The sequence below is a fragment of the Knoellia sp. B-D-2 genome, assembly GCF_057714695.1.
The window spans coordinates 1,944,704-1,970,130 of sequence record NZ_CM173189.1; the positions used below are offsets into that span (position 1 = coordinate 1,944,704).

The following is a 25,427-nucleotide window of genomic DNA, read 5'->3' on the forward strand; positions in this document are numbered from 1 at the left end:
GAGGGTGACGTCCGAGGTCAGACCTACGATGGGCGTATGCCGCCCCGTCGCCGAGTGCCCACCGCCGCCGGGCGCGCTGCGCTCACCGTATGGGCCGCCGACCCGACCGCTGCGGACCGTCCCACGACGGCCCTGGCGGTCCGGTTCACCCTCGAGGAGCTCGGCATCCGGGCGCCCGGGCGCAGCGTGGAGGTCCGCGTCCCCCCGTTCGGCGTGGTCCAGTGCGTCGAGGGCCTCCAGCACCGTCGCGGCACCCCGCCCAACGTCATCGAGACCGACGCGTCGACGTGGCTGGCGCTCGCGGTCGGTGACCTCGAAAGCGCGACTGCCGCAGGCGAGGGGCGCCTGCGGGTGAGCGGCACGCGAGCCGACCTCACGGCATACCTGCCGCTCTTCCCCGGTCACCCGGACGACGAGAGGAGCTGAGCAGGGGTGCGCCACGGCATCTCGATCCTGCCCGACCTCCCCTGGCGCGAGGCCGGCCCGCGCTGGCGCGCCGCCGAGGAGATGGGCTTCAGCCACGCCTGGGTCTACGACCACCTCGTGTGGGGCGGCCTCCCGGACAGCCCGTGGTTCCCCGCGGTGCCGACGCTGGCGGCTGCGGCCGGGGTGACGTCGACGATCCGGCTCGGCACCTTCGTCACGTCACCGAACTTCCGCCACCCGTACGTGTTCGCCCGCGACGTCCTCGCGCTCGACGACCTGTCCGCAGGCCGTTTCCTCTGCGGCCTCGGCACCGGCGGCGACCTCGACTCGACGATCCTCGGGGAGGCGCACCCGCTCAGGGCGAGGGTGGACCGCTTCCACGAGTTCGTCCCGCTCCTCGACCGCCTGCTGCGCGAGGACCACGTCGACCACGACGGTGAGTGGTATGCCGTCCGCGACGTCCGCGACGCCCGCACGCTCCCCGGTCCGGTCCGTGACCGGGTGCCCTTCGTCGTCGCGGCCAACGGACCGCGCTCGCTGCGCCTCGCCGCCTTGCACGGCGACGCCTGGGTGACCACGGGCAGCGGCGGGGACACGGTGGAGGAGTGGTGGACCGGGGTCGCCGCGCTCGCCGCACGGTTCACGGGCACGCACGGGTCGGAGGGCAAGGACCGCTACCTCCTGCTCGACGCCTCGCCCCAGTTCTCGCTCGCGTCGGTCGGCGTCTACGAGGAGATGACCGGGCGCGCGGCCGCGCTGGGCTTCACCGACACGATCACGCACTGGCCGCGTGCCGAGGACCCGTATGCCGGGTCGGAGGCGACGCTCGAGGAGGTCGCCTCCCGCGTCCGGCAGGGTGGCGGGGACGCCGGGGCCTCCGGCGGCGGCGCTCCTGAGGCGAAGTAACGTGGACTCGTGAACAGTCAGGTCCGTCGCCCCAACCACCTCCGCGTCCTCATCATCGGAGCGGTCGTCGGCTTCGCCCTCGGCGCGTTCCTGGGGATCTACGGCGGGCTCGAGCCGTCGTCGCGGGTCGTGCAGGGGGAGTACTCGACGTCGACGGCGGTCGGCTACCTGGGGCTCCTCGGCGCGCTCGTCGTCGGGCTCCTCGCCGCCGCGGTCTCCATCCTCGTCGAGACGCTGTCGGAGCGCCGCAACCGCTGATCCTCAAGGACCTGCAGTGCGCGGACCCGGCGCAGTAGCGTCACAGGGTGGAGTACACCGAGGAGATCGTCGTCAACGTCCCGCGGGCGCGGTTCATCGAGCTCTTCGACGACCCGGACACCATGACCGAGTGGCAGGACGGGCTGGTCTCGGTCGAGCACCTCAGCGGCGAGCCCCGGCGTCCTGGCGCGCGCTCCAGGCTGATGGTGAGGCGCGGACGGGGGACGGTGGAGATGACCGAGACGGTCACGCGGCACGACCTCCCCTACGCCTTCGAGGCCACCTACGAGGCCAAGGGCGTGCACAACGTGGCGCGCAACGAGTTCCACGAGGCGGGCCCGGACGCGACCCGATGGGTCGCCCACCACCTCTTCGAGTTCAGCGGCGCGATGAAGGTCGTCGGGCTGGTGCTCGGCCGGACCTTCCCGCAGGCGACCCGCCGGGACCTCGAGGCCTTCAAGGTCTTCGCGGAGTCGGACCGACGCTCGTGAGCCCGGGGCTGCGGCTCGCTCTCGGGGTGATGCTCGTCGTCGTGGGAGGCATCTGGACGCTGCAGGGGCTGGGTGTGCTGGGAGGCAGCGCGATGTCGGGCGTCACGACGTGGGCGGTCATCGGACCGGTCGTCGCCGTGGCCGGGGTCGCCCTCGTCGTCGCGAGCCGCCGCCGTCGCTGACGGCCGTCAGGCGAAGGTGAAGAGCGCGACCGGGTCGGAGGTCGGGTGCTCGGAGCCGGTCTCGGGCTCCAGCGTAATCCCGGCGCCGGTGGCGGCCGAGGCGTCACCCTTGAGCATCACGGCGACGGTGGCGTTGGACGTCGGGATCATCCCGGCGCTCACCATGCCCAGCCCGGGCACGTCGAACCACAGCTGGTAGGCCCGGCCGGCGGGTGGCGTCGGCATCGCGTCGGCGACGAAGACGGCCTGCTTCATGGACGGGCTGCGGACGATGGCGATCTCGGAGGCGCCCATGGGCTGCTCGAGCCGCTGCGCGTCCCCGGCCCGGAGCACCTGCTCCGTGGCGGTGACCTGCTGGCCCGGGGCGGCGTCGTCCCACGGCTGCCACGCCAAGGTGGCGACCCCGATGACGGCGGCGGCGACGACCCCGGCGAGCCACGGCTGGAGACGTCGACCGCGTCGGGCGGCGAGCTCGTCGACCACGAGGGCGTCCTGCGCCGGCGCCGCGACTGACGACGGGGAAGCCGCCCAGGTCCCGGGTGGGGTGCGGGTCCCGGCGGCATCGGCGAGGGGGGAGAGCTGGCGGGTCTGGGAGATGGCGGAGAGGACCGAGGCCCGCAGCGCGGGCGGTGGGGTCATCTCGACGTCGGAGGTGAGGGTCGCGGCGGCGGCCCGGAGCTCGGCGACCTCGGCACGGCAGTCGGGGCACAGCTCGAGGTGGGTCTCGAACGAGGCGCGCTCGTCCTCGGTCACGGCGTTGACGGCATACGCACCCGCGAGGGCGTGGGTGTCAGGGTTCATGCCGTCACCTCCAGGGTGTCGCGAAGTCGGATGAGACCGTCCCGGATCCGTGTCTTCGCGGTCCCGAGCGGGATGTCGAGGAGGGCGGCCACCTCGGTGTGGGTGTGGCCACCCAGGTAGGCGAGCTCGACGGCTCCTCGTTGGGTGTCGGTGAGGCTGGCCAGGGCCCGTCTCACGCGCTGCTGGTCGAGGCGGACCTCGACCTGCTCGAGCGTCGAGTCGTGCTCCCGGTCGACGGTGGTGGCCTCGTAGGTGACTTCCCGCGCCTTGCTGGCCTCGACCGAGCGGATCCGGTCGACCGCCTTGCGGTGCGCGATGGTCATCATCCACGAGAGCGGCGAGCCCTTCGCGGGGTCGAAGCGGGTGCAGTGCCGCCAGATGTCGAGGTAGGCGTCCTGCGTGACCTCTTCGCTCTGCGCCCGGTCGCGCACGACCCGGACCACGAGTCCGTGGATCCGGCTGGCGGTGGCGTCGTAGAGCTCGGCGAAGGCGGCTTCGTCACCGCGTGCCGCCCTGGTGAGGAGGGCGACGAGGTCCGGCCCCATGGCAGCGGTCGGTAGGGACTCGTCCCCTGAACCCACCGCTGCCATGACGACCATGATGACCTACGCCTCGTGGAGCCGGATCACATGGCCGGGAGGAGGACGCCGTCGATGATGTAGACGGTGGCGTTGGCGGTCTGCACGTTGCCGCAGATGACCTTGGCCTCCCCGACGGTGAAGTCCTCACCGCTGCCTGCGACGGTGATGGTCCCGCCACCGAGGGTCTTGTGCTCGCCGGCGATCTTGTCCGGGGCGATCTTGCCCGCGACGACGTGGTTGGTGAGCACCTTGGTGAGCAGACCCTTGGGGTCGGCCATCGCGGCGTCCATCGTCGCCTTGGGGAGCGCGGCGAAGGCGTCGTTGACCGGCGCGAAGACGGTCAGCTCGGGGGCGCTGTTGAGGGTGTCGACGAGACCGGCCTCACCGACGGCGGTGACGAGGGTCGACAGGAGCGGGTTGGCGCTCGCGGCGGTGGCGACGGGGGCCGTCGACATGCCGTCGAAGGAGCCCGCACCCGACGCGGGGACCTGGCTGCAGGCGGCGCCGAACGGCTCGCCCGCCATGGCCATGGACTCCGAGGGGGAGGCCGAGGCGCTGGGGGAGGCCGACGCCGACATCGAGCTCTCCGTGGTGGAGCCGGCGTCCGCGGTGTCGTCGGAGCTGCCGCAGGCCGCGAGGCCGAGCGGGAGGACGAATGCGAGGGCGAGGGCAGAGGAACGGTGCGTGAGCTTCATGATCGATCTCTTCCTGGAAAGGGTTGGCGTACACCTGCTATTCGCAGCCGCATCCCACCCGGATTGCTTGCGCCCCAATGTTTCTCGAACTTTCTCGCGCACGCCTCCCAGCCCCCCCGACACAGCTTTTTCTCCCCATGGGCGAACCTCGGGGGTCCGGAGGGAACGGTTCCCTCCGGACCCCACCGGTTGCCGCATGGGGAGCAAAAGCTGGGCGCGCGGCGGCTACTCGACGGTGACGGGGATGGTGTGCCAGCCGGTGGCGCCTCGCGGGAACGGCTCGGTGCGCTGCTCGGGCTGGACCGCGCCGGTGAGGTCGGTCGCGCGGACGGTCAGCTGGTGCTGACCGGCGGGGGCGTCCCACTCGAGGTACCACTGGCGCCAGTAGTCGATGTTGGCGTCCGGGCCGAGCACGGCCTGCCGCCAGGGTCCCTCGCCGATCCGAACCTCGACCTTGGCGATCCCGCGACCCTGCGCCCAGGCGACTCCGCCGATGACGTTCTTGCCCGTCTTGAGCTGGGACAGGCCACGCGGGGTGTCGATGCGCGACTGGGTGAGCACCCGGCCGTCGGTCGCCCACTCGCGCTCGGTCCAGTAGGCCTTCTTCGCGGCATACGTCGTCGCGGTGAGGCGCTCGACCCACTTGGTCGAGCCGACGAACCCGAACAGGCCGGGGGTGACGAGGCGGACGGGGTAGCCGTGGCGGCGCGGCAGCGGCTCGCCGTTCATGCCGATGGCGAGCAGGGCGTCGCGGTCGTCGGTGAGCGCCTGGACCGGCGTGGAGATGGTCATGCCGTCGACGGAGGTGCTGAGGATCTGGTCGGCGCCGGAGCGGACCCCGGCGCGCTCGAGGAGCTGGCGCACGGGGACACCGAGCCAGCGGGCGCCGCCGATGTAGCCGCCGCCGACCTCGTTGCTCACGCAGCACATCGTGATGTCCTTCTCGACGAGGTCCATCGAGCTCAGCTCGGCGTACTCGATCGTGAAGGGTGAGTCGACCTCGCCGTCGATCGTCAGCGACCAGCCGTCGACGTCGACGCGCGGGATGACCAGCGCGGTGTCGATCCGGTAGAAGTCCTTGTTCGGGGTGCGCCACGGGACGAGGCCCTTGATGCGGCCCTCGAGGCCGGCCGGCAGGGGCGGGAGCGCCTCGGCCGGCGTCGGGAGCGTCACCGAGGACGGCGCGATCGCGTCGGTGGTGAGCTTCTGGCCGAGGCCCCCGACCGCGGCCGCGCCGACCGCCGTGCCGCCGGCGGCGAGCAGGAAGCTGCGACGCGCCGGGGCGACCGGCTCTCCGGTCTCACGGGCGTTGTGGTCGGTGGGCTGCTCCCGCCCGGCCCCGGCCGGTGCTCCCGCGCCCCCAGCGCGGGGGAGCAGGCCGAGCAGCAGTCCGAGGACGGCCACGCCGACGAGCCCGGTCACGAGACCGGGGATGACGTCGGCCTGGCCGGCCGTGGGGCGCAGGACCGCCGCGACGGTGGCGAGGACGGCGAGCGCGAGGATGACGAGCCGGCCCACCATCGGGCGCCGCGCGGACAGCAGCCCCGCCACGGCGGCGAGGAGGAGGGTGACGACGGCGACGCTGCCGATGAGCACCGGCTTGTCCGCGGTGCCCATCGTGCGCACCGCCCACTCCTTCACCGGCGTCGGCGTCGCGTCGATGACCGTCGAGCCCACGGCGAGCACGGGCGAGGCCTCCGGCGCCACGAAGTACGCGGCGAGGTGACCGGCGGCGGCACCGGCCGCTGCCGCGAGGAGGCCGCTGGCGGCATACGGCCAGCGTGAGTGCGTCGTGCCCGAAACGTTCATGTCCAGTCATTCGGTGCCGAGCCCGGTGCGGATGGGTCGCCGACGGCCGCGCCGAGGTCCCGCGGGATCGTGGGACACTGACAGCGTGGCACGCGGAGACGGACGACTCACCCACGACCTCATGCCCGGCGAGAAGGGGCCGCAGGACGCCTGTGGGGTCTTCGGCGTCTGGGCCCCCGGTGAGGACGTCGCCAAGCTGACGTACTACGGCCTCTACGCGCTGCAGCACCGCGGGCAGGAGTCGGCGGGCATCGCCGCGTCCGACGGGCGCCGCCTGCTCGTCTACAAGGACATGGGCCTGGTCTCGCAGGTCTTCGACGAGCGTTCCCTCGGCTCGCTCAAGGGCCACCTCGCGATCGGGCACTGCCGCTACTCGACGACCGGGGCCTCCACCTGGGAGAACGCCCAGCCGACCCTCGGCGGCCACGACGGCGGCACCGTGGCCCTCGCCCACAACGGCAACCTCATCAACTCCGGCGAGCTCCGCGACCTCGTCGACGAGCGCAGCGGCTCCGGCCCGCACCCCGGCGAGCTCGGCCGCGGCAACACCACCGACACGGCCCTCGTCACCGCCCTGCTCACCGCCGACCCGGACCGCACACTCGAGGACTCCGCGCTCGAGGTGCTCCCGCGGCTGCGCGGTGCCTTCTGCTTCGTCTTCATGAACGAGCAGACCCTGTATGCCGCCCGCGACCCCCAGGGGATCCGTCCGCTCGTCCTCGGCCGGCTCGAGCGCGGCTGGGTGGTCGCCTCCGAGACGGCGGCGCTCGACATCGTCGGCGCCTCGTTCATCCGCGAGGTCGAGCCGGGTGAGCTCATCGCCATCGACGAGGACGGGCTGCGCTCGCGGCGGTTCGCCGAGACCGACCGCAAGGGCTGCGTCTTCGAGTACGTCTACCTCGCCCGCCCGGACACGACGATCAACGGCAAGGTCGTGCACGAGGCCCGGGTCGAGATGGGCCGCGCCCTCGCCCGCGAGCACCCGGTCGAGGCCGACCTCGTCATGCCGACGCCGGAGTCGGGAACCCCCGCCGCGATCGGCTACGCCCAGGAGTCGGGGATCCCCTACGGCCAGGGCCTCGTCAAGAACGCCTACGTCGGCCGCACCTTCATCGCGCCCTCTCAGACCATCCGCCAGCTCGGCATCCGGCTCAAGCTCAACCCCCTCAAGGACGTCATCAAGGGCAAGCGGCTCATCGTCGTCGACGACTCGATCGTGCGCGGCAACACCCAGCGGGCCCTGGTCCGGATGCTGCGCGAGGCCGGGGCCGCCGAGGTCCACGTGCGCATCTCGTCGCCTCCCGTGCGCTGGCCGTGCTTCTACGGCATCGACTTCGCGACCCGCGCCGAGCTCATCGCCACGGGCATCGGGGTCGAGGAGGTCTGCCGCTCTCTCGGGGCGGACTCGCTGGGCTACATCTCCGAGGCGGGCATGATCGCCGCGACCGACCAGGAGCCCGAGAAGCTCTGCACGGCCTGCTTCACCGGCAACTACCCGATCGAGCTGCCGTCCGCGGACCGGCTGGGCAAGGGCCTGCTCGAGCTCGAGTTCCCGGTCGACGCGGGCCTCAGCGACGTCACCGAGACCGGCACGCTCGACGTCGACCGGGTCTCGGTCACCGCCGCCGGCGGCGCCGCGGAGGCCGTGCGCCGTCCGTGACGAGCCGGGAACTAGGCTGACCGGCGTGAGCGGACAGGGCGAGCAGATCACGTATGCCGCAGCCGGCGTCGACGTCGCGGCCGGTGACCGCGCCGTCGAGCTGATGAAGGCCGACGTGCGTCGCGCGACCCGGCCGGAGGTGCTCGGCGGGCTCGGGGGCTTCGCCGGGATGTTCGACGCGAGCGCCCTCACCCGCTTCCGGCGGCCCGTCCTCGCGTCCAGCACCGACGGGGTCGGCACCAAGGTCGCCATCGCGCAGGCGCTCGACCGGCACGACACCATCGGCTTCGACCTCGTCGGGATGGTCGTCGACGACATCGTCGTCTGCGGCGCCGAGCCGCTGTTCATGACCGACTACATCGCCTGCGGCAAGGTCGTGCCCGAGCGCATCGCCTCGATCGTCGGCGGCATCGCCCGTGCCTGCCAGCAGGCCGGCGTGGCCCTCGTCGGAGGCGAGACGGCCGAGCACCCGGGCCTGCTCGGTCCCGACGAGTACGACGTCGCCGGCGCCGCCACCGGTGTCGTCGAGTACGCCGACGTGCTCGGCCCTGACCGCGTCGCCGCGGGCGACGTCGTCCTCGCCCTCGAGTCGAGCGGGCTGCACTCCAACGGCTACTCGCTCGTGCGCCGGATCGTCTCCGCCGCCGGCTGGGAGCTCGACCGCGACGTGCCCGAGTTCGGCCGCACGCTCGGCGAGGAGCTCCTCACCCCCACCCGCGTGTACGCCGCCGACCTGCTCGCGCTCATCCGGGCCGACGACGTCGACGTGCACAGCCTCAGCCACGTGACCGGAGGCGGGCTCGCCGCCAACCTCGCCCGCGTCCTGCCGGACACCGTGCTCGCCCGGGTCGACCGGTCCACGTGGACCCCGCCCCCCGTCTTCACGACCCTCCAGCAGCTCGGCAACGTCCCCCGCGACGACATCGAGCGCACGCTCAACATGGGCGTGGGGTTCGTCGCCGTCCTGCCCGCCGACTCCGTGGACCCCGCGAGCGCGGTGCTCGCCGAGCGCGGCATCCGGTCGTGGGCGATCGGCGAGGTGCGGTCGCTCGGGGGCGCGAGCCTCGCCGCCGGTGTCGAGGTCGTGCGCGGCGCCAAGGGCGTCGACGGCGGCTCCGTCCAGGTCGTCGGCGACCACCCGGCCTGAGCACGTGGCGTCCTACACCGTCTCCACGGGGCAGCTCTGAGTACCCGTTCCCATGACAGGCCGCTCCTGGGCGGCCATCCTGTGACCATGTCCGACGGCCAGGCCCCGCTCCTCGAGTCCGGCCCGTCCGGCCCACCCGGCCCCTCAGGCCCCTCAGGCCCGGGGGGTGCTCGCGTCGGAGCTGGCGCAGACCGCACGACCCGGCGCTGGGCCGTCGGCGTCCTCTCCCTCGGCACGCTCGCGCTGGCCGCCTGGCTGGCCCTGGTCGCCGTGGCCGCGTGGGCGCTCGGGTCCGCCATCGAGGTCGTGATGGATCGCGAGGTCGGCGCACTCGAGCTCACGCCGCTGCTCGTCGAGAGCGCGCCGGGCCTGTTCGTCGGGTGGGCCGTCGGGCTCGCGGCCGCCGCGGTGCTGGGTCGCGGGGAGGCAGTGGGTCCTCGTGGCGCAGGCGTCGCAGCAGGCTCGCTCGGTGTCCTGGCGGGTGCGGCGGTGCTCGCCGCGACCGGCGTCCTCTGACGAGGGCGGGGAGCGTCAGACCAGGGTGATCTGGGGACCGTAGAGGGCCATCGCCGCGAGGGCCCGCGCGTGGTTCTCGGGGGTGGAGCCCGCGCACCCGTCCGCGGCCACCCGCACGCGGGCACCGGCGTCGGCCGCCGGCAGCGCGGTCGAGAGGACGCAGCAGTCGGTGGAGACCCCGGTGAGGAGCAGCCGGGCGTCGTCACCGACGACGTCGCGGAGGAGGGGCCACTTGCCGAACGTCCCGGCGGTGAGCACCCGCTCGGCGACACCACGGAGCTGGGGCACGACGGCATACAGGGGGTCGTCGTCGGGGACGAGGGCGAAAGGCCAGGCGTCGTAGTACGCCCCCCATGAGCCGCCGAGGGACGGGTCGGCCACGAAGCGGGTGACGACCGTGCGCCCGGGACCGTATGCCGCGGCGAGACGCGCGATGCGAGGGGCCGTCTCCGACCACATCGGCGACCCCCAGGCGCTGGTGGCCGGGTCCGCGAAGATCGCCTGCGGGTCGATGACGACGAGCCACTCGCCGGGCAGCGGCTCGACGTCGACCGGCTGACCCGAGGTCACGCGCCGCTCTCCTGGCGGCGCACCGTGCCGCGCCGGGCGGCATACGTCACGACGAAGGACAGGATCAGCGCGAGGAGCACGCCGAGGTTGGCGTAGGCGAAGGTGCCCTCCCAATACGCTGCGGAGTCCGCTGTTCCCTCGATGAACGTGCCGAGGCCGAGCGGGTCGAGCAGGAAGCCCTGCCAGTTGTTCCACGTCGCGTCGTCGGCGAAGTTGTTGACGACGAGTCCCCACCCGAGCACGGACGCGGCGACCATCGTCCCGATCGAGACCCAGTCGAAGGCGCCGTAGCGGCCGGTCTCGTCGAAGAGGGCGTCGTCGTCGTAGTCGCGCCGGCGCAGGGCGATGTCGGCGATCATGATCCCCGCCCACGAGGCGAGCGGCACCCCGAGGGTGATGAGGAAGGACTGGAACGGGTTGATGAAGCTCTCGGCGACGAAGACCACGTAGAACGTGCCGAGGGTGAGGATGACACCGTCGACCAGGGCGGCCATGGGCCGGGGGATCTTCACCCCGAGCGAGATGAGGGTGAGGCCGGAGGAGTAGATGCCGAGCACCGCCCCCGACACGAGCGAGAGGACCGCCGCGAGGAGGAAGGGCACGAGCACCCAGGTGGGCAGGAGCGTGGCGAGGGTGCCGATGGGGTCGGCGCCGATGCCGGCGAGGACCTCCTCGTCCGACCCGGCCAGGGCGAGGCCGTAGCTCACGAGCAGGGCCGGCGCGAGGGCGCCGCCGAAGGTGTTCCAGCCGACGATCGCCGCGCCGCTCGCGTCACGGTGCTGGTAGCGGGACCAGTCGGCGGCGATGTTGATCCAGCCGAGCCCGAAGCCGGTCATGACGAGGGTGAGGGCGCCGATCGTCGCGCCGATCCCACCGGAGGGCAGGGAGGAGATCGCCGACCAGTCGAGGTGCTGGACCGTCATGACGACGTAGAGGACGGTGATGGCGCCGGTGAGCCAGGTGAGCACCGACTGCATCCGCATGATGATGTGGTAGCCGGCGACCGAGGCGAGCACGATCATCGTGGCCACGACGACCGCGGCGATGACCTTGGTGACCGTGCCCCCGCCCCAGCCGAGCCGCTCGAAGATCGTCGCGGTCGCGAGTACGGCGAGGATGGCGAGGAAGGTCTCCCAGCCGATCGAGACCAGCCACGAGACGACCCCGGGCACCCTCTGCCCCTTGACGCCGAACGCTGCCCGCGACAGCACCATCGTCGGGGCCGACCCGCGCTTGCCCGCGAGGGCGATGATCCCGCACAGGGCGAACGAGACGATGATGCCGATGACCGTCACGACGACGGCCTGCCAGAAGGAGATGCCGAAGCCGAGGACGAACGCGGCGTAGGAGATGCCGAACACCGACACGTTGGCGGCGAACCACGGCCAGAACAGGTCGCGCGGTGAGGCGGTGCGGGCCGCCTCGTCGATGATCTCGATCCCGGTGGTCTCGACGCCGAGCCGCTTGGCGGCGTCGGCGCTGCGCACGTCAGTCATGCCGGTGAGCATGTCAGATCGCCGGGGGCAGGGCGCACATGCCGCACGGAACCGTGCGGGAGAGGATCGAGCAGGCGGTGGGACGTCAGCGACGCCCGCTGGCCCACTTGTCGTAGTCGTCGTCCTCGTCGCTGTCCGGCTCGGCGACCCGAGTCGTCGACGGCAGCGACGGGGCGCTCCCGTGGAGTTCGCGCTCAAGCGAGCTCAGGTCGGTGTCGGGGCTGTAGTACTTCAGCTCCCGTGCCACCTTGGTCTGCTTGGCTTTTGCTCGGCCGCGCCCCATGGCGAGACCCCCTTGTGCGTCTGCCGGGCGACATACCCGAAGGGACGGCCCCGAAGGGGTCATCCCAAGTCGAGCTGTGGTCCCGGGAATCGTGTGTATGTCGTGGGGCCAACGCTACAGCAGGCCGGGGTGTTTCCGCTCCACCGGTCAGAACGCTCTGACGCTGACGGCCCGGGATCTCGCGCGAATGGCCAGAGCGAGCGCCTTGCAGGGTGTAAACCCGTTCATGGCGGCGTCGAAGGAGCCACCACATGGTCGCCATGGAGGGTCGGAGAGCAAGGCCAGTGATCGCGGTTGCCCTCGGGGTCCTCGTGGTGGTGGCCGGTGTCGTGGGTGGCCGTCAGCCAGCTGGGCGAGCGTGGCCGGGAGTCTGCACGCACCCGGCAGACGCAAGACGCAGACCGCGACGAAGACCGTCTCAGTCACCTCCACCGCCACCCCCACCCCCACGCCCACGGCGGGCACGGTGACGGTCATCGACGGCTCGGTCCACCTCACCATCCCTCAGGGTTGGAAGGCCGAGACGAGTGACCTCGACCTGGGACACCTCGAGCGCCCCGCCTCCACGTAACGACTCATCTGCCTCATCGATGACAGGACGGATGCTGAGGAGGGCTGGGGCTGCGACGTCAGCATCGAGGTCGGGAAGGAGCTCATCGGTCACGAGGGCCAGACCATCTGGGAGCCCGGACAACGGGGCGGCTGGTACACACGCTCCGACGTGGGGCTCTGCCCTGTGCCCGGAGGGGGCTCCGAAGACTACGTCAGGGACTCCGGGGACAAACCCGCCAAGTCCTTCGCCAGGGTGGGGACCAAGACGGCCGAGACCTACACGTACGCGGGTTCATGTACCTCCGGCCGCCGGTTCACCGTGACACAGCACTGGTTGCCGGTGTCGCACATCCGGGTCACCGATATGGTCGGTGTTTCCCGGACGAGCGAGATTCTCGCCTCCTTCCGATTCGGCGGAGGCTGACCGTAGGGCGGAAGCAGCCACGTCATCGGTCTGGGAGCCAGATCGTCGGCGACCCCGCGGCCATGCGCTGCTCGGCGATGTGGTCGGCGGCGGCGGCCGGGCTCTCGCCCCGCTCGTCGGCGAGCCGGAGCACCTCGAGGGTGTGCTCGAAGATGGCGCTGGCGCCCCGCTTGGCCCGCTCGAAGTCGAAGCCGCGCAGTTCGTCGCTGACCTGGATGACGCCGCCGGCGTTGACGAGGAAGTCGGGGGCGTAGGTGATGCCCTTGGCGACGAGCCGGTCCGCGGTGCCGCCGTCTCCCTCGGTGACGAGCTGGTTGTTGGCTCCGCCGCAGACGATGCGGGCCCGCAGCACCTCGACGGTGTCGTCGTCGAGGGCGCCACCGAGAGCGCACGGGGCGTAGACGTCGAGGTCACCGCGCACGAGCGCGGCCACGTCGCCGACCGTCTCGACCGATGGGTGGGTGGTCAGCAGGGCCGCGACCGCGGCGCTGTTGACGTCGGTGACGACGACGTGCGCGCCGTCCTCGACGAGGTGACCCGCGAGGACGCGTCCGACCTTGCCGACGCCGGCGATGCCGACCCGTCGGCCGCGCAGGGTGGGCTCGCCCCAGACGTGCTGGGCGGCCGCGCGCATGCCCTGGAAGACGCCGTATGCCGTGAGCACCGAGGAGTCGCCCGCGCCGCCGTTCTCGGGGGAGCGGCCGGTCGCGAAGCGGGTCGTCTCGGCGACGACGTCCATGTCCTGCACGTAGGTGCCGACGTCGCAGGCCGTGACGTAGCGCCCGCCGAGACTCTCGACGAACCGCCCGTAGGCGCGCAGCAGCTCCGGGGTCTTGTCCGTCGCCGGGTTGCCGATGATCACGGCCTTGCCGCCACCGTGCGGGATCCCCGCCACCGCGTTCTTGTAGCTCATGCTGCGAGACAGGCGCAGGACGTCGGCCAGGGCCTCGTCGTCGCTGGCGTACGGGTGGAACCGGGTGCCGCCGAGGGCGGGGCCGATCGAGGTGTCGTGGATGGCGATGATCGCCCGCAGTCCCGAGGCGCGGTCGAAGCAGTGGACGACCTGCTCGTGGCCGTCCATCGAGAGCGGGGACGTCGGCGGGGAGGGGTGGACGGTGGTGCTCGACACGGTCACGGTCGTGACTCCTTCGTCAGTGCGCGCCGCGAGATGGTGCAGCGCAGAACGGGTCGTGGCGTGGGTCGCACGCACGCCCACAGGTTAGCGGGATCGCTCCGCCCTGCCCGCGGTGTCCGGCCCCGCTGCCACGGGGTGCAGTCGCGCCACCGGGATGGTGCGCCCCGACCTCCGCTCGTACTTCTCGACCGACGGGATCCGGGCGAGGACCGTGCCCCGCCACACCCGGGCCAGCTCCTCCCCCTGGAGCACCTCGGGCCGGACCTTCTCCGAGCGGGTCCCGATCTCGATCGTCGCCTCCCCCGCGCGGCGGAGGTTGCGGAACCAGTCCGGCTCCGTGCGCGAGCCGCTGCCCGTGCCCCAGACGAGGTAGGCGTCGCCGTCGTCGAGGTAGCGCACCATTGCCGAGCGCGGGAGCCCCGTGCGGCGACCCGGTGACGTCACCATGAGGACGCCGCCGACCTTGCCGCCCCCGTCGAGCCGCCCCTTGAACGCTCGGTGCATCCACAGCCCCATCGCGTTGCCGCGAGCCCTCATCGCATGGGACGTCTCCATGGCCTACACCTCCCGCTCCCAGCGTCCTCCGCGGCACCGACCCCGGTCAACGGGCGGCACGACGACGACGGCCGGGCTCAGCCCTCGACGCCGGTCGCCTCGTGCGAGGCACCGACCGGCTTGGACTCCGGTGATCCCCGCTCGCGCAGGTAGATGGCGAGGACCACCATGCTCCCGACGGCGAGAAACTCCGACTGCCAGTTCTGGAACGTCCGGCTCCAGAAGTCCGGTGCGGCGAGGTAGTCGGCCCAGCCCAAGGGCGCCTGGAGGTCGCGGATCTGCTCGGCGTTGTGCGCGGCGCGACCGGCGACGAGCTGGGCGGCCCACGAGCCGAGGAACACCAGCCCCATCGTGATCCCGAGGGAGTGCGAGTAGAGGCTGCGCCGCCACCCGCCGACCGCGGCCCACCGGGGGGAGCCCGGCTCGGCGAACCGGCCGACCTTCTGGTCCTCGTCGCTCTCCCGTCCGACCTTGTCGAGCGGCTTGGACTCCGGCGAACCGCGCTGGACGAACCACACGGTGAGGAGGATGAAGAGGAGGAACTGGAGGTACTCCGACTGCCAGTTCTCGGCGACGTCGACCGCGAAGCTCGACGACGCGAGGTACTCGCCCATGCCGACCGTCGGCAGACCGTGGTCGCGGGCGTCGTCGTTGACCCCGACGAGACCGGAGACGGCCTGGCCGACGAGCGCGAGGACGAGCAGCCCGGCGAAGACGAGCGACAGGCCGTGGTCGCGCAGCCGCCTCAGAGGTCCCGTCACCGAGCACTCACCCCCATGGCGAGGCACCACGCGAGCCCGCCGACGATGAAGACCAGCCACCCGACGAACATCCAGCGCATCCGGCTCACCGACCCTCGACGGAGCAGTCGTACGGGAGGTTGTCGCCGCGCGGACGGCACCCGGCGGCGGTGACCCGCCAGCCGTCGTCGAAGCGGGCGAGGAAGACCGTCTCGCCGGCCAAGCGGACGATCGCGTCGCGCCCGTAGACCTCGGCCGTCGGCTCCGCCCCGGCGAGGTCGCCCGGCGCGACCCCGGCGAGCGCGGCAGCGCAGTCCTCCCCGGCGGAGCGGAGCGTCTCGAGGGTGGCCGGTGCGAGCAGGTCGCAGGCGCCCTGGGGCGCCGACGAGGCCGCCGCGAGGAAGGCCGTCGCCGCGTCGGTCGCGGCGCCGTCCTCGACCGACCCACGACCGGCGCAGCCGCCGAGCGTGAGGGCCAGCGACGCGGAGGCGACGACCGCGCTCGTGGCGCACGAGGCGCGACGGCGGCGGGCGGCGTGGCGGGGGTGACCGGGCACACGGTCACTATGGCACCGGCATGGGCGAAGATGGCCGCATGCGTATCGGCTACAAGGCCTCGGCGGAGCAGTTCGCCCCAGGTGACCTCGCGGCATACGCCGTCCTCGCCGAGGAGCTGGGACTGGACTCGGTCACCATCTCCGACCACTTCCAGCCCTGGCGGCTCGAGGGCGGCCACGCCCCGAACTCCCTCGCGTGGCTGTCGTGGGTGGCGGCGCGCACCGAGCGGGTCCTGCTCGGCACGTCGGTGATGACCCCGACGTTCCGCTACAACCCGGCGGTCGTCGCCCAGACGTTCGCGACCCTCGGGTGCCTCGCGCCGGGGCGGATCATGCTCGGCGTCGGCACCGGGGAGGCGCTCAACGAGGTGGCCGTCGGGTCGGTCCCGGAGAGCGGCTGGCCCGAGTTCAAGGAGCGGTACGCCCGGCTCCGGGAGTCGGTGCGCCTCATGCGGGCGCTGTGGACCGAGGAGTCGGTGACCTTCGAGGGCGAGTACTACCGCACCGAGGACGCCCGCATCTTCGACCGCCCGGACCAGCCCGTGCCCGTCTACGTCGCCGCCGGTGGCCCCCTCGTGGCCCGGTATGCCGGCCGGTCCGGTGACGGCTTCATCTGCACCTCCGGCAAGGGCCGAGAGCTCTACGCGGACAAGCTCCTCCCGGCCGTGGCCGAGGGCCTGGCGAAGGCGGACCGCGCCCCGACCGACATCGATCGGATGATCGAGATCAAGCTGTCGTGGGACCCGGACGCCGAGCGGGCCCTCGAGAACACCCGCTTCTGGGCGCCGCTGTCGCTCACCGCCGAGCAGAAGCACTCGATCCACAGCCCGGCCGAGATGGAGAAGGCCGCCGACGAGCTGCCGATCGAGCAGGTCGCGAAGCGGTGGATCGTCGCCTCGGACCCCGAGGCCGTGGTGGCCGCCGTGCGCGAGTACACCGACCTCGGCTTCGACCACCTCGTCTTCCACGGACCCGGCGGCGACCAGGAGCGCTTCCTGCGCACCTTCAGCGAGCAGGTCGTGCCGGGCCTGCGCGAGCTCGTGCCGCACGTGCCCACGCCCGACACCGAGACCACCGAGACCACCGAGAAGGGTGACGCCTGATGGACGCCGTCCCGATCACGACGACCGAGCTGGACGTGGCGACCCTCGTCCTGCGCCTCGCCCTCGGCCCGATGCTCGTCCTGCACGGCCTCAACAAGGTCCGCGGCGGGCTCACCGGCACGGCGAGCTGGTTCGAGTCGCTCGGCCTGCGTCCCGCGTGGCTGCACGCCCGCGTCGCCGCGGTCACGGAGATCGGCGCCGGGCTGCTCGTCACGCTCGGCCTGCTCACCGGCCTCGCCGCCACGGCCTTCGTCGGCCTCATGGCGGTGGCCGCGCTCACCGACCACCGCGGCAAGGGCTACTTCATCTTCAAGGGCGGCGCCGAGTACGTCGTGTTCGTCGCCATGGCCGCCGTCGTCCTCGCCGTCACCGGGCCGGGCCGGTGGTCCCTCGACCACTCGCTCGGCCTCGACCTCGACGGGCTCGGCTGGGGCGCGGTCGCCCTCGTCGGTGGCCTCGCCGGGGCCGCCGCCCTCCTCGTCACGTCCTACCGTCCCTCGCAGACCACCAGGAGCAACGCATGACCCTCTCCCCCCGCGACGCCGTCATCGTCGACGCCGTCCGCACCCCGATCGGCCGCCGCAAGGGCTCGCTCGCCGCGGTCCACGGCGTCGAGCTCTCCGCCCACGTCCTGCGCGCCCTCGCCGAGCGCTCGCAGCTCGACCCGGCCATCGTCGACGACGTCATCTGGGGCTGCGTCCAGCAGGTCGGCCAGCAGTCGTTCAACCTCGGCCGCAACGCGGTCCTCACCGCCGGATGGCCCGAGTCCGTGCCCGCCACGACGATCGACCGCCAGTGCGGCTCCTCGCAGCAGGCGGTCCACTTCGCCGCCGCGGCGATCCAGTCCGGGCAGCAGGACGTCGTCGTCGCCGGCGGCGTCGAGATGATGACCGCCGTCCCCATGGGCTCACCTCTCGCCGTCAAGGACCTCGGCTTCCCGTACCCGCCCTCGCTGCTCGAGCGGTACGGCGTCGACACGTTCAACCAGGGCATCGGGGCCGAGATGATCGCCGAGAAGTGGGGCCTGTCCCGCGAGACCCTCGACGCGTATGCCGTCCGCTCCCACGAGCGCCTCGCCGCGGCGATCGACGCGGACCGCTTCTCCGACCACATCGCCCCCGTCACGCTCGCGGACGGGTCGACCTTCTCGGTCGACGAGGGCCTGCGCCGGGGCACCTCGATGGAGTCGCTCGCGGAGCTCAAGCCGGTCTTCAAGGACGACGGCGTCATCCACGCCGGCAACGCCTCGCAGATCAGCGACGGCGCCTCGGCGCTGCTGCTCATGGCCGCGGAGAAGGCCGAGGCGTTGGGCCTGACACCGATCGCCCGCTTCCACACCGGCGCGCTCGCCGGGGACGACCCGGTCATGATGCTCACCGCCCCGATCCCCGCGACGCACAAGGTGCTGGAGCGCTCCGGGCTCGCGCTCTCCGACATCGGGGCGTTCGAGGTCAACGAGGCCTTCGCCTCGGTGCCGCTGGCGTGGCAGGCGGAGTTCGGTGTCGACGAGGCGCTGCTCAACCCCAACGGTGGCGCCATCGCCGTCGGCCACCCGCTCGGCGGGTCCGGCGGTCGGATCATGAGCGACCTCCTCTTCCACATGAGGCGCGAGGACATCCGCTACGGCCTCCAGACGATGTGCGAGGGCGGCGGCATGGCCAACGCGACCATCCTCGAGCTCGTCCGGGCATGACCGACGACGCGTCGACCCCGGGCGACCAGGTCCGGGTCGAGGTCGACGGGGTGGTCGGGCGGCTCACGCTGTCTGCTCCCGAGCGGCTCAACGCGGTCGCGCCGGACATGCTCCGGGCGGTCGCCCGCGGGGTCCGGCGGCTCGACGACGACCCGGCGGTCCGCGTCATCGTCCTCTCGGGCGAGGGCCGGGCGTTCAGCGCCGGGGCCGACCTCGGCGTGCACGTCGACGAGGGCGACCTCGACGGGACGCTCTTCGGCGTCGGAGCCGCCGTCCGGGCCGTCCTCGAGGCGGGCACCCCGGTCCTGTCGCTCGTGCCCGGGGTCGCCGCGGGCGCCGGGCTCTCCCTCGCGCTGTCCGCCGACTACGTGCTCGTCGCCGACGACGCGAAGCTCGTCCTGGCCTTCGGCGCCCTCGGCCTCATGCCCGACGGTGGCGCCACCGCGCTCGTGGCGGCGTCGGTCGGGCGGGCCCGCGCCCTCCGGCTGGCCCTCAGCGGCGAACGCCTCTCCGGTGCGACGGCCGCGCAGTGGGGCCTCGTGTCGGAGTCGGTGGCGGCGGAGGCCTTCGCGGGCCGGGCCGACGAGATCGTCACGCACCTCGCCACGCTCGCCCCCGAGGGGACGGCGCTGACGACGGCGGCGATCACCGCGGCCACCCTCGACCTCGACGCCACCCTGGGCCGTGAGGAGAGCGGCCAGCAGGCCCTCCTCCGGACCCCGGACTTCGCCGAGGGCCTCGCCGCGTTCCGTGAGAAGCGACCGCCGACCTTCGGGTCGTGACGACAGCGATGGCTGAACCGGGCACCAACCGTGCCGTGACGGCATACCGGGCCTCGGACTGGACCACCGCGGACCTGCTCGCGCTCAAGGGTGACCGGACGATCTCGGTGGTCGTCCCCGCCCGGGACGAGGAGGCGACGGTCGGTGGCGTCGTCGAGCGGCTCGTCGCCGACCTCGTGGGCGCCGGGTCCGGTCGGCCCGGGCTCGTCGACGAGCTCGTCGTCATCGACTCCGACTCCACCGACGCCACGGCGCGGGTCGCGGCGGCCGCCGGCGCGCGGGTCGAGCCCGCCGCGGGGATCCGCCCCGACCTCGGCACGGTGCCCGGCAAGGGGGAGGCCCTGTGGAAGTCGCAGTTCGTCACGCGCGGTGACCTCGTCGTCTTCGTCGACGCGGACCTCGTCGACTGGGGCACCCACTTCGTCACGGGGCTGCTGGGCCCGCTGCTCGTCGACGAGCACGTCCACCTCGTCAAGGCGGTCTACGACCGACCGATGATCGACGCCGAGGGGCGGGAGGAGGAGACCGGGGGCCGGGTCACCGAGCTCGTGGCCCGCCCGTGGCTCGCGCTGCACCGCCCCGAGCTCGCGGGGATCGTGCAGCCGCTGTCGGGGGAGTGGGCGATCCGGCGCTCCGCCCTCGCGTCGTACGCGGTGCCCGTGGGCTACGGGATCGAGATCGCCGCCCTCATCGACACGGCCGACACCCACGGCCTCGACGGGATCGCGCAGGTCGACCTGGGGCGGCGCACCCACCGGCACCACCGCCATGACACGCTCGGCCTCATGGCAGTGCAGGTCCTCGCGGCCGCCGACCGGCGACGGCTCCGGCCTGTCGGCGAGCCCCTGGACGGTGACCGCCGCGACGAGTCCGGCCTCGGTGAGACGGCCGTCCTCACGCAGTACGCGCGGCGGAGCACCGGGTTCGAGCCCGTCGTCACGCCCGTCGGCATCGGTGAACGTCCTCCGGCGGCGTCGTGCTGACCTTCCGGCTGGGGCGCCGTGAGTTCGACGCGCGCTCGCGCCTCGTCATGGCGATCGTCAACCGCACGCCCGACTCGTTCTACGACAAGGGCTCGACGTGGAGCGAGGACGCCGCGTTCGACCGCGTGCGCGAGGTCGTCGAGCAGGGCGCGGACATCGTCGACATCGGAGGGATCAAGGCCGCGCCCGGCGTCGAGATCGGTGCAGACGAGGAGAAGGCCCGGGTCGTCGACTTCGTCGCGGCGGTCCGTGCCGAGCACCCCGATCTGCTCATCAGCGTGGACACCTGGCGCGCCTCGGTCGGCCGGGCCGTCCTCGAGGCTGGCGCCGACATCCTCAACGACGCGTGGGGTGGCGCCGACGCCGAGCTGGTGTCGGTGGCGGGGGAGTTCGACGCCGCGGTGGTGTGCACTCACACCGGCGGGGTCGCGCCGCGGACCCGCCCGCACCGCATCGAGTACGACGACGTCGTGGCCGACGTCGTCCGCTCCCTCCTCGCGCAGGCCGACCGCGCCGTCGCCGCGGGCGTCGACCGCACGCGCGTCGTCATCGACCCGGCGCACGACTTCGGCAAGAACACCTGGCACTCGCTCGAGGTCACCCGACGGCTGGAGGAGCTCGTCGCCCTCGACTGGCCGCTCCTGGTCTCGCTCTCCAACAAGGACTTCGTCGGTGAGGCGCTGGACCTGCCCGTCGGCGAGCGGTTGACGGGGACGCTGGCCGCGACCGCGGTCGCCGCCTGGCACGGCGCCCACATCTACCGGGTGCACGAGGTCGTCGAGACCCGCCAGGTGCTCGACATGGTCTCGGTCATCGCCGGGGACCTGCCGCCGGCGCGCACCGCCCGGGGGCTCGCGTGACGCCCCGGCCCACGTCGACGCCGCCACGCGGGCCGGTCACCGACGTCGTCATCGTCCCGGGCGCGCCCCTCCTCCTGCCGGAGTACCGGGGGAGGGCCGCCGCCGCCCCCGACCTCGCCGAGTCCTGCCTGGAGGCGGTCCGGTCCGCGGTGGCCACGGCCTCACACGTCGTCGTCGTCCACGCCACCGACCGCGAGCCACGCAGCACCAGGCCGCCGGTGGGCCTGCGCGTCGCCGACCACCTGCTCGCTGCCTCGCACCTCGACTTCGACGTCGAGCACGTCGCCGTGGCGTGGGACGCCACCACCGCCGAGTGCGTCGCCGCCGGCACCGCGCTGGCGGCGGAGGGGCACGCGACCACGCTGCTCGTCGTCGCCGACGGCTCGGCCCGGCGCACCGAGAAGGCCCCCGGTCACCTCGACCCCCGCGCGGCCGAGGTCGACGACCTCATCGTCGCCGCCCTCCGTGACTGTGCCGACGGTGGCCTGACCCGGCTCCTCGACCTCGACGCCGACCTCTGCGCCGACCTCCTCGTCGCCGGTCGGGCCCCGCTGCAGGTCCTCGCGGCCGCCGCCGGGCAGGTCCCGCTGGTCGCCCGCTCCCTCGACGTCAGCGACCCGTTCGGCGTCCTCTACGTCGTCGCCCACCTGACCCGCACGACCTGACCCCGCGCCCCAGCTTTCGCTCCCCATGGGCAAACCTCGGGGGTCCGGAGGGATCCGAACCCTCCGGACCCCCACTGTTCCCTCCGTTCGGCGCTCCGAGCAGCGTCAGCCGACGCCGAGGCCGCTCTCCCGGGCGAGCACGATCGCCGCGGCCCGGTCGCGCACGGCGAGCTTGGTGAGGACGTTCGACACGACGTTGCGCACGGTCTTGGGCGAGAGGACGAGGCGCCTCGAGATCGTGAGGTTGTCGTGCCCCCGGGCGACGAGATCGAGCACCTCGCGCTCCCGGTCGGTCAGCGCGGGGAACGGCACCCGGACCGCGGACCGACCCGAGGTCAGGGCCGCCACCGCTCGCGCGGCGACCGCCGGACCGAGGATCACCTCGCCGTTCGCGACGGCACGCACGGCGCGCTCCACCTCGGCAGGGCTCGCGCCCTTGAGCAGGTAGCCGCGGGCGCCCACGCGCATGCACGACGCGACGGCGTCGTCGTCCTCGCGCATCGTCACGACGAGCACCCGCGCGTGGGGGTCGCGTCGCACGATCTCGCGGGTCGTGTCGATGCCCGAGTCCTCGCCGAGGTGCAGGTCCATGAGGACGACGTCGATCTCCGCGAGCGGCAGGGCGAGGGCTGCCGCCGCGTCCGCCGCCTGCCCGACCACGGAGATGCCGTCGAGCGAGTCGAGCAGGCCGGCCATGCCCATGCGGAAGACGGGGTGGTCGTCGACGACGGCGACCCGGACGGTCTCAGGCACGGGTCACCGCCCCGCTGAGCGGGAGGACGGCCTCGACGACGGTGCCGCCGTCGGGGGCCGGGCGGATGTCGAGCACGCCACCCTGCTCCTCCGCCCGCTCACGCATCGAGCTCGTGCCGACACCGGGCCGCGCGTCCGGCGCCACGCCGCCACCGGTGTCGGTCACACGGACGATGAGTCCCTCGTCGGTGGTCGACGTCTCGACGAGGCACTCGTGGGATCCGCTGTGCCGCACCGAGTTCGTGACCGCCTCGGACGCGATGCCGTATGCCGCGGCAGCAGTCTGCGGGTCGAGCGCGTCCTCGTGGCGCGGGTCGAGGTCGACGACGACGCCGTCCTCGGCGTGACGGGCCGCGAGCTCGGCGAGCGCCGCGGCGAGCCCGAGCTCGTCGAGGACCGGTGGGAGCAGGCTGTGCGAGAGGGTGCGCACGTCGGACACCCGCTGGTCCAGCTCCGCCTGGAGGCTGGCGAGGAGCTCGGTGGCCCCGGCGGGGTCGGACCCGAGGAGGTTGCGTGCCCCCTGGAGCCCGAGGCGCAGCCCGGCGAGCGACGGGCCGAGGCCGTCGTGGATCTCGCGGCGGATGACCCGCCGCTCCTCGAGCCGGGCCCGGGCGAGCCGGGCTCGCGCGTCGTCGACCTCCGCGGCAGCGCGGGTGACGGCCGCCGCCGTCGCGACGACGGTGGCGAGGTCGGCGAGCGTCTGCTCGCCGCGCGTGCCGAGCGTCTCGCCACCGGGCAGGGTGGCCTCGAGCTCCCCGACCGGCTCGCCGCGGTGCGACAGCGGCATGCGCACCGGGTGCCCTCCCGGCGTCCCCCAGACCATGGGCGCGCGTCCGGGGACGAGCACGGTCAGCGACTCGAGTCGCATCGCGGCCCCGACGTCGGCGGTGAGGCCGCGCAGGAGGTCGTCGGTGCTCTCAGCCAGCCGGAGATGGTGGCCGAGACGGCGCACGAGGTGCTCCGGCGACGCCGAGACGCCGTAGACCAGCCGGTGCACCCGGCGTTCGAGCCACAGCCGCGCCGGCTGCACCGCGACGGCGACCACGGCCGCTCCGACCAGACCGGTTGCTCCGTCTCCGGGGACGAGCCGGGTGGCGAGCGCCGTGACGACGACGTACACGGACACGAGTGAGACGGTGAGCAGCCCGGCGAGGACCGTGCGGCTCACGGCGAGGCGCAGACCCCACATGCGGCTGCGCAGGACGGCGACGAGGATCGCCGCCGGGTAGACCGCCTGGGACAGCAGGTGCAGCGCCGGGGTGGTCCACACCGGGAGCGGCAACGCGCCGTACGGAACGACGAGCGGGACGAACGACAGGGCGAGCAGGCTCGAGCCCAGCGCCAGCCACCCGAGGCCGTTGCGCTCGGCGACCGGACCGTTCCGGCGTCGGTGCTCGACCGCGAGGGCGGCGACGAGTCCCGTGACGACGGTCCCGGCGAGCAGTGCGGTGAACGGTCCGAAGGCCTCCAGCAGCTGTGCCGTGAGCACCGCGACGATGAGCACGACCCCGAGCGCCACCCCCCACCGGGCCCGCCCGAGCGGGTGGTCGCGCACGAGCCACGGCACGACGAGGAACAACGCCAGCGTGCCGGGCACCCAGGCCGTGCTCTGCAGCCACTGCACGAGCTCGACCCCCGGCAGCCCCGGCCGCTGCTCGGCGAGCGCGGGGTAGCCGAAGCCGATCGCCGCGACCCCTCCGCCCAGGGCGGTGAGGCCGAGGATCCACCCGACGGGGTGCGGCCGCCGGGACAGCACGAGGGCGGCCACCGTGCCGTGGATGCACGCAACGGCGATGTCGACGACGAAGAACCACAGCCCCTCACCCAGCGCCGGTCGGGCGAGGACCACGAGGGACACCGCGAGCACGGCACAACCCCAGGCGGCCGTGGCGATCGCCGCGGCCGCCCGGGGGCGTCCTGCACTGCGGAGGGCGTCCTCGGTGGTCATCGTGTCGGCACCATAGCGCCGGTCCAGGCCGCCGATCTGCGCTTTCCCGAACCCGGTCCGGGCGCGTCAGTCGCGCACGGGGGAGGTGCGGTCACCGAGCGCGAGGCCAAGGGCGGTGACGACGAGCCAGACGGGCCCGGTCATCCCGGCCATGTACTGCAGCGGGGAGATCCCGAGCAGCAGGGTGAGGCCGCCGAGGACGAGCCCGACCCAGCCGACCCAGCGGGTGGCGGCACCGTGACGGATCGCCGCGACGGCGACCGCGACACCGGTGACCCCGGCCCCGACCCACAGCCACGGGATCGTGCCGATCCAGTGGTTGAAGAAGACCGCGCTCTCCGGCACGAGACCCACGCTCGGGTCGGCGACGCCGAAGACGAACTCGGTCGTGAGGCCGGAGCCGAGCAGGCCGGCGACGGAGACGAGACCGAGCCCGGCGGCCGCGACGTCCGGGACGAGGCTCCGGGTCGGCAGCTGGTCGGCGAGCCGGCGGCGCAGGCCGGCAGCGAAGACGAGCAGCAGCACGACCGAGAGCATGGTCGCGGTGTGGAAGACGAGGATCTGCGGAACGAGCTCGCCGAGCCGGGCCACGATGACGTCCGGGTCGCCGTCGGCCTCGGGGGAGTAGACGGCGTCGACCTGGATCGAGGCGGCGATGCCGACGATCGAGGCGACGCCGGCGGCGACGCCGGTGAACGCCCAGCCGCGCCCGCCCGCAGCGCCGGCGGTGGTGGCGGTGGTGTCGGTGGTGTCGGTGGAGGAGGGGTCGGCGGCGCCGGAGGTCTGGCGGCTCGCGTCGAGGGTGGTGCTCATGGGGGCGTCCTTCGGGTCGGGGTCAGGTGAACGAGACACACGTT

The 25,427-nt window shown here is 73.1% G+C and carries 30 protein-coding genes; 16 read left to right on the forward strand and 14 right to left on the reverse strand.

The window, feature by feature from the left end:
- Positions 1–36: 36 nt before the first annotated feature.
- The 5 genes from AC3EU2_RS09280 to AC3EU2_RS09300 are packed head-to-tail and all read left to right on the forward strand — an operon-like array spanning position 37 to position 2,263.
- Positions 37–426 (forward strand): sterol carrier family protein, encoded by a 390-nt coding sequence (locus AC3EU2_RS09280; protein ID WP_488176014.1) that lies wholly within the window; start codon positions 37–39, stop codon positions 424–426.
- A 6-nt stretch (positions 427–432) separates the two neighbouring features.
- Positions 433–1,332, forward strand: a complete 900-nt coding sequence (locus AC3EU2_RS09285; protein ID WP_488176015.1) for an LLM class flavin-dependent oxidoreductase — start codon at positions 433–435, stop codon at positions 1,330–1,332.
- A 9-nt stretch (positions 1,333–1,341) separates the two neighbouring features.
- On the forward strand, positions 1,342–1,590 hold the full coding sequence (locus tag AC3EU2_RS09290; protein ID WP_488176016.1) for a hypothetical protein: 249 nt from the start codon (positions 1,342–1,344) through the stop codon (positions 1,588–1,590).
- A 47-nt stretch (positions 1,591–1,637) separates the two neighbouring features.
- A complete protein-coding gene (locus AC3EU2_RS09295; RefSeq protein WP_488176017.1) occupies positions 1,638–2,081 on the forward strand; it encodes an SRPBCC family protein in 444 nt (147 codons plus the stop codon).
- On the forward strand, positions 2,078–2,263 hold the full coding sequence (locus tag AC3EU2_RS09300) for a hypothetical protein (protein WP_488176018.1): 186 nt from the start codon (positions 2,078–2,080) through the stop codon (positions 2,261–2,263). Before AC3EU2_RS09295 ends, AC3EU2_RS09300 begins: the two co-directional genes overlap by 4 nt.
- Before the next feature lie 6 nt (positions 2,264–2,269).
- Here the strand turns inward: AC3EU2_RS09300 and AC3EU2_RS09305 are convergent, their stop codons facing one another.
- The 4 genes from AC3EU2_RS09305 to AC3EU2_RS09320 all read right to left on the reverse strand — a co-directional run bounded on the left by AC3EU2_RS09305 (position 2,270) and on the right by AC3EU2_RS09320 (position 6,149).
- The gene (locus AC3EU2_RS09305; protein ID WP_488176019.1) at positions 2,270–3,064 is read right to left on the reverse strand and encodes an anti-sigma factor; all 795 of its coding nucleotides are present in this window, start codon (positions 3,062–3,064) and stop codon (positions 2,270–2,272) included.
- Positions 3,061–3,654, reverse strand: a complete 594-nt coding sequence (gene sigK / locus AC3EU2_RS09310) for an ECF RNA polymerase sigma factor SigK (protein ID WP_488176020.1) — start codon at positions 3,652–3,654, stop codon at positions 3,061–3,063. The genes AC3EU2_RS09305 and sigK overlap by 4 nt, the downstream gene beginning before the upstream one ends.
- Before the next feature lie 35 nt (positions 3,655–3,689).
- Positions 3,690–4,340: a fasciclin domain-containing protein gene (locus tag AC3EU2_RS09315; protein ID WP_488176021.1), complete on the reverse strand. Its 651-nt coding sequence runs from the start codon at positions 4,338–4,340 to the stop codon at positions 3,690–3,692.
- 225 nt (positions 4,341–4,565) lie between these two features.
- Positions 4,566–6,149, reverse strand: coding sequence for a molybdopterin-dependent oxidoreductase (locus AC3EU2_RS09320; protein ID WP_488176022.1), 1,584 nt, complete (start codon positions 6,147–6,149; stop codon positions 4,566–4,568).
- Between the two features lie 85 nt (positions 6,150–6,234).
- Between AC3EU2_RS09320 and purF the strand changes: the two genes are divergently transcribed.
- From purF to AC3EU2_RS09335, 3 genes are all read left to right on the forward strand, one after another.
- Positions 6,235–7,809, forward strand: a complete 1,575-nt coding sequence (purF, locus tag AC3EU2_RS09325; RefSeq protein ID WP_488176023.1) for an amidophosphoribosyltransferase — start codon at positions 6,235–6,237, stop codon at positions 7,807–7,809.
- A 25-nt stretch (positions 7,810–7,834) separates the two neighbouring features.
- Positions 7,835–8,956, forward strand: a complete 1,122-nt coding sequence (gene purM / locus AC3EU2_RS09330; RefSeq protein ID WP_488176024.1) for a phosphoribosylformylglycinamidine cyclo-ligase — start codon at positions 7,835–7,837, stop codon at positions 8,954–8,956.
- Positions 8,957–9,043: 87 nt separating this feature from the next.
- Entirely contained in the window at positions 9,044–9,472 is a 429-nt protein-coding gene (locus AC3EU2_RS09335; protein WP_488176025.1) for a hypothetical protein, read from the forward strand.
- 15 nt (positions 9,473–9,487) lie between these two features.
- On the opposite strand, the gene AC3EU2_RS09340 is transcribed toward AC3EU2_RS09335, so the two are convergent.
- The 3 genes from AC3EU2_RS09340 to AC3EU2_RS09350 form a co-directional block, all read right to left on the reverse strand.
- Positions 9,488–10,042 carry a cysteine hydrolase family protein gene (locus AC3EU2_RS09340; RefSeq protein ID WP_488176026.1) on the reverse strand — a complete coding sequence of 185 codons (555 nt, stop codon included), beginning with the start codon at positions 10,040–10,042 and terminating at the stop codon, positions 9,488–9,490.
- The gene (locus AC3EU2_RS09345; protein WP_488176027.1) at positions 10,039–11,538 is read right to left on the reverse strand and encodes a purine-cytosine permease family protein; all 1,500 of its coding nucleotides are present in this window, start codon (positions 11,536–11,538) and stop codon (positions 10,039–10,041) included. Before AC3EU2_RS09345 ends, AC3EU2_RS09340 begins: the two co-directional genes overlap by 4 nt.
- A gap of 85 nt (positions 11,539–11,623) precedes the next feature.
- Entirely contained in the window at positions 11,624–11,821 is a 198-nt protein-coding gene (locus AC3EU2_RS09350) for a DUF3073 domain-containing protein (RefSeq protein WP_488176028.1), read from the reverse strand.
- A gap of 358 nt (positions 11,822–12,179) precedes the next feature.
- Between AC3EU2_RS09350 and AC3EU2_RS09355 the strand changes: the two genes are divergently transcribed.
- Complete coding sequence (locus AC3EU2_RS09355; RefSeq protein ID WP_488176029.1) at positions 12,180–12,392, forward strand: hypothetical protein; 213 nt, start codon at positions 12,180–12,182, stop codon at positions 12,390–12,392.
- A 427-nt stretch (positions 12,393–12,819) separates the two neighbouring features.
- Here AC3EU2_RS09355 and AC3EU2_RS09360 read toward each other — a convergent pair whose 3' ends face one another.
- The 4 genes from AC3EU2_RS09360 to AC3EU2_RS09375 all read right to left on the reverse strand — a co-directional run bounded on the left by AC3EU2_RS09360 (position 12,820) and on the right by AC3EU2_RS09375 (position 15,783).
- Complete coding sequence (locus tag AC3EU2_RS09360; protein WP_488176030.1) at positions 12,820–13,932, reverse strand: Glu/Leu/Phe/Val family dehydrogenase; 1,113 nt, start codon at positions 13,930–13,932, stop codon at positions 12,820–12,822.
- 84 nt (positions 13,933–14,016) lie between these two features.
- Positions 14,017–14,487 (reverse strand): nitroreductase family deazaflavin-dependent oxidoreductase, encoded by a 471-nt coding sequence (locus AC3EU2_RS09365; protein WP_488176031.1) that lies wholly within the window; start codon positions 14,485–14,487, stop codon positions 14,017–14,019.
- A 77-nt stretch (positions 14,488–14,564) separates the two neighbouring features.
- A complete protein-coding gene (locus AC3EU2_RS09370; protein WP_488176032.1) occupies positions 14,565–15,248 on the reverse strand; it encodes a DUF6766 family protein in 684 nt (227 codons plus the stop codon).
- 85 nt (positions 15,249–15,333) lie between these two features.
- A complete protein-coding gene (locus AC3EU2_RS09375) occupies positions 15,334–15,783 on the reverse strand; it encodes a hypothetical protein (protein WP_488176033.1) in 450 nt (149 codons plus the stop codon).
- Between the two features lie 38 nt (positions 15,784–15,821).
- Here AC3EU2_RS09375 and fgd point away from each other — a divergent pair, with 38 nt between their 5' ends.
- Genes fgd through AC3EU2_RS09410 form a run of 7 tightly spaced genes read left to right on the forward strand, consistent with a single transcriptional unit; the run spans position 15,822 to position 21,869 of the window.
- Complete coding sequence (gene fgd, locus AC3EU2_RS09380) at positions 15,822–16,886, forward strand: glucose-6-phosphate dehydrogenase (coenzyme-F420) (RefSeq protein WP_488176034.1); 1,065 nt, start codon at positions 15,822–15,824, stop codon at positions 16,884–16,886.
- Complete coding sequence (locus AC3EU2_RS09385) at positions 16,886–17,410, forward strand: DoxX family protein (RefSeq protein ID WP_488176035.1); 525 nt, start codon at positions 16,886–16,888, stop codon at positions 17,408–17,410. The genes fgd and AC3EU2_RS09385 overlap by 1 nt, the downstream gene beginning before the upstream one ends.
- Entirely contained in the window at positions 17,407–18,579 is a 1,173-nt protein-coding gene (locus tag AC3EU2_RS09390) for a thiolase family protein (protein ID WP_488176036.1), read from the forward strand. The genes AC3EU2_RS09385 and AC3EU2_RS09390 overlap by 4 nt, the downstream gene beginning before the upstream one ends.
- Complete coding sequence (locus AC3EU2_RS09395; RefSeq protein WP_488176037.1) at positions 18,576–19,361, forward strand: enoyl-CoA hydratase/isomerase family protein; 786 nt, start codon at positions 18,576–18,578, stop codon at positions 19,359–19,361. Before AC3EU2_RS09390 ends, AC3EU2_RS09395 begins: the two co-directional genes overlap by 4 nt.
- 8 nt (positions 19,362–19,369) lie before the next feature.
- Positions 19,370–20,344 carry a glucosyl-3-phosphoglycerate synthase gene (locus AC3EU2_RS09400; protein WP_488176038.1) on the forward strand — a complete coding sequence of 325 codons (975 nt, stop codon included), beginning with the start codon at positions 19,370–19,372 and terminating at the stop codon, positions 20,342–20,344.
- Positions 20,338–21,204 carry a dihydropteroate synthase gene (gene folP / locus AC3EU2_RS09405; protein ID WP_488176039.1) on the forward strand — a complete coding sequence of 289 codons (867 nt, stop codon included), beginning with the start codon at positions 20,338–20,340 and terminating at the stop codon, positions 21,202–21,204. The genes AC3EU2_RS09400 and folP overlap by 7 nt, the downstream gene beginning before the upstream one ends.
- Positions 21,201–21,869, forward strand: a complete 669-nt coding sequence (locus AC3EU2_RS09410) for a class III extradiol ring-cleavage dioxygenase family protein (protein WP_488176040.1) — start codon at positions 21,201–21,203, stop codon at positions 21,867–21,869. The genes folP and AC3EU2_RS09410 overlap by 4 nt, the downstream gene beginning before the upstream one ends.
- 105 nt (positions 21,870–21,974) lie before the next feature.
- Here AC3EU2_RS09410 and AC3EU2_RS09415 read toward each other — a convergent pair whose 3' ends face one another.
- From AC3EU2_RS09415 to AC3EU2_RS09425, 3 genes are all read right to left on the reverse strand, one after another.
- A complete protein-coding gene (locus tag AC3EU2_RS09415; protein ID WP_488176041.1) occupies positions 21,975–22,622 on the reverse strand; it encodes a response regulator in 648 nt (215 codons plus the stop codon).
- Complete coding sequence (locus AC3EU2_RS09420) at positions 22,615–24,570, reverse strand: sensor histidine kinase (protein WP_488176042.1); 1,956 nt, start codon at positions 24,568–24,570, stop codon at positions 22,615–22,617. Before AC3EU2_RS09420 ends, AC3EU2_RS09415 begins: the two co-directional genes overlap by 8 nt.
- Before the next feature lie 66 nt (positions 24,571–24,636).
- A complete protein-coding gene (locus tag AC3EU2_RS09425) occupies positions 24,637–25,383 on the reverse strand; it encodes a hypothetical protein (protein WP_488176043.1) in 747 nt (248 codons plus the stop codon).
- Between the last annotated feature and the right edge of the window lie 44 nt (positions 25,384–25,427).

Excerpts from the sequence above, each read along its gene's own strand:
- AC3EU2_RS09280 (WP_488176014.1), top strand. The coding sequence starts at position 37 with ATGCCGCCCCGTCGCCGAGTGCCCACCGCCGCCGGGCGCGCTGCGCTC.
- AC3EU2_RS09305 (WP_488176019.1), bottom strand. The coding sequence starts at position 3,064 with ATGAACCCTGACACCCACGCCCTCGCGGGTGCGTATGCCGTCAACGCC.
- sigK (WP_488176020.1), bottom strand. The coding sequence starts at position 3,654 with ATGGCAGCGGTGGGTTCAGGGGACGAGTCCCTACCGACCGCTGCCATG.
- AC3EU2_RS09315 (WP_488176021.1), bottom strand. The coding sequence starts at position 4,340 with ATGAAGCTCACGCACCGTTCCTCTGCCCTCGCCCTCGCATTCGTCCTC.
- AC3EU2_RS09320 (WP_488176022.1), bottom strand. The coding sequence starts at position 6,149 with ATGAACGTTTCGGGCACGACGCACTCACGCTGGCCGTATGCCGCCAGC.
- AC3EU2_RS09335 (WP_488176025.1), top strand. The coding sequence starts at position 9,044 with ATGTCCGACGGCCAGGCCCCGCTCCTCGAGTCCGGCCCGTCCGGCCCA.
- AC3EU2_RS09345 (WP_488176027.1), bottom strand. The coding sequence starts at position 11,538 with ATGACTGACGTGCGCAGCGCCGACGCCGCCAAGCGGCTCGGCGTCGAG.
- AC3EU2_RS09350 (WP_488176028.1), bottom strand. The coding sequence starts at position 11,821 with ATGGGGCGCGGCCGAGCAAAAGCCAAGCAGACCAAGGTGGCACGGGAG.
- AC3EU2_RS09365 (WP_488176031.1), bottom strand. The coding sequence starts at position 14,487 with ATGGAGACGTCCCATGCGATGAGGGCTCGCGGCAACGCGATGGGGCTG.
- fgd (WP_488176034.1), top strand. The coding sequence starts at position 15,822 with ATGCGTATCGGCTACAAGGCCTCGGCGGAGCAGTTCGCCCCAGGTGAC.
- AC3EU2_RS09385 (WP_488176035.1), top strand. The coding sequence starts at position 16,886 with ATGGACGCCGTCCCGATCACGACGACCGAGCTGGACGTGGCGACCCTC.
- AC3EU2_RS09390 (WP_488176036.1), top strand. The coding sequence starts at position 17,407 with ATGACCCTCTCCCCCCGCGACGCCGTCATCGTCGACGCCGTCCGCACC.
- AC3EU2_RS09395 (WP_488176037.1), top strand. The coding sequence starts at position 18,576 with ATGACCGACGACGCGTCGACCCCGGGCGACCAGGTCCGGGTCGAGGTC.
- AC3EU2_RS09400 (WP_488176038.1), top strand. The coding sequence starts at position 19,370 with ATGGCTGAACCGGGCACCAACCGTGCCGTGACGGCATACCGGGCCTCG.
- AC3EU2_RS09420 (WP_488176042.1), bottom strand. The coding sequence starts at position 24,570 with ATGACCACCGAGGACGCCCTCCGCAGTGCAGGACGCCCCCGGGCGGCC.
- AC3EU2_RS09425 (WP_488176043.1), bottom strand. The coding sequence starts at position 25,383 with ATGAGCACCACCCTCGACGCGAGCCGCCAGACCTCCGGCGCCGCCGAC.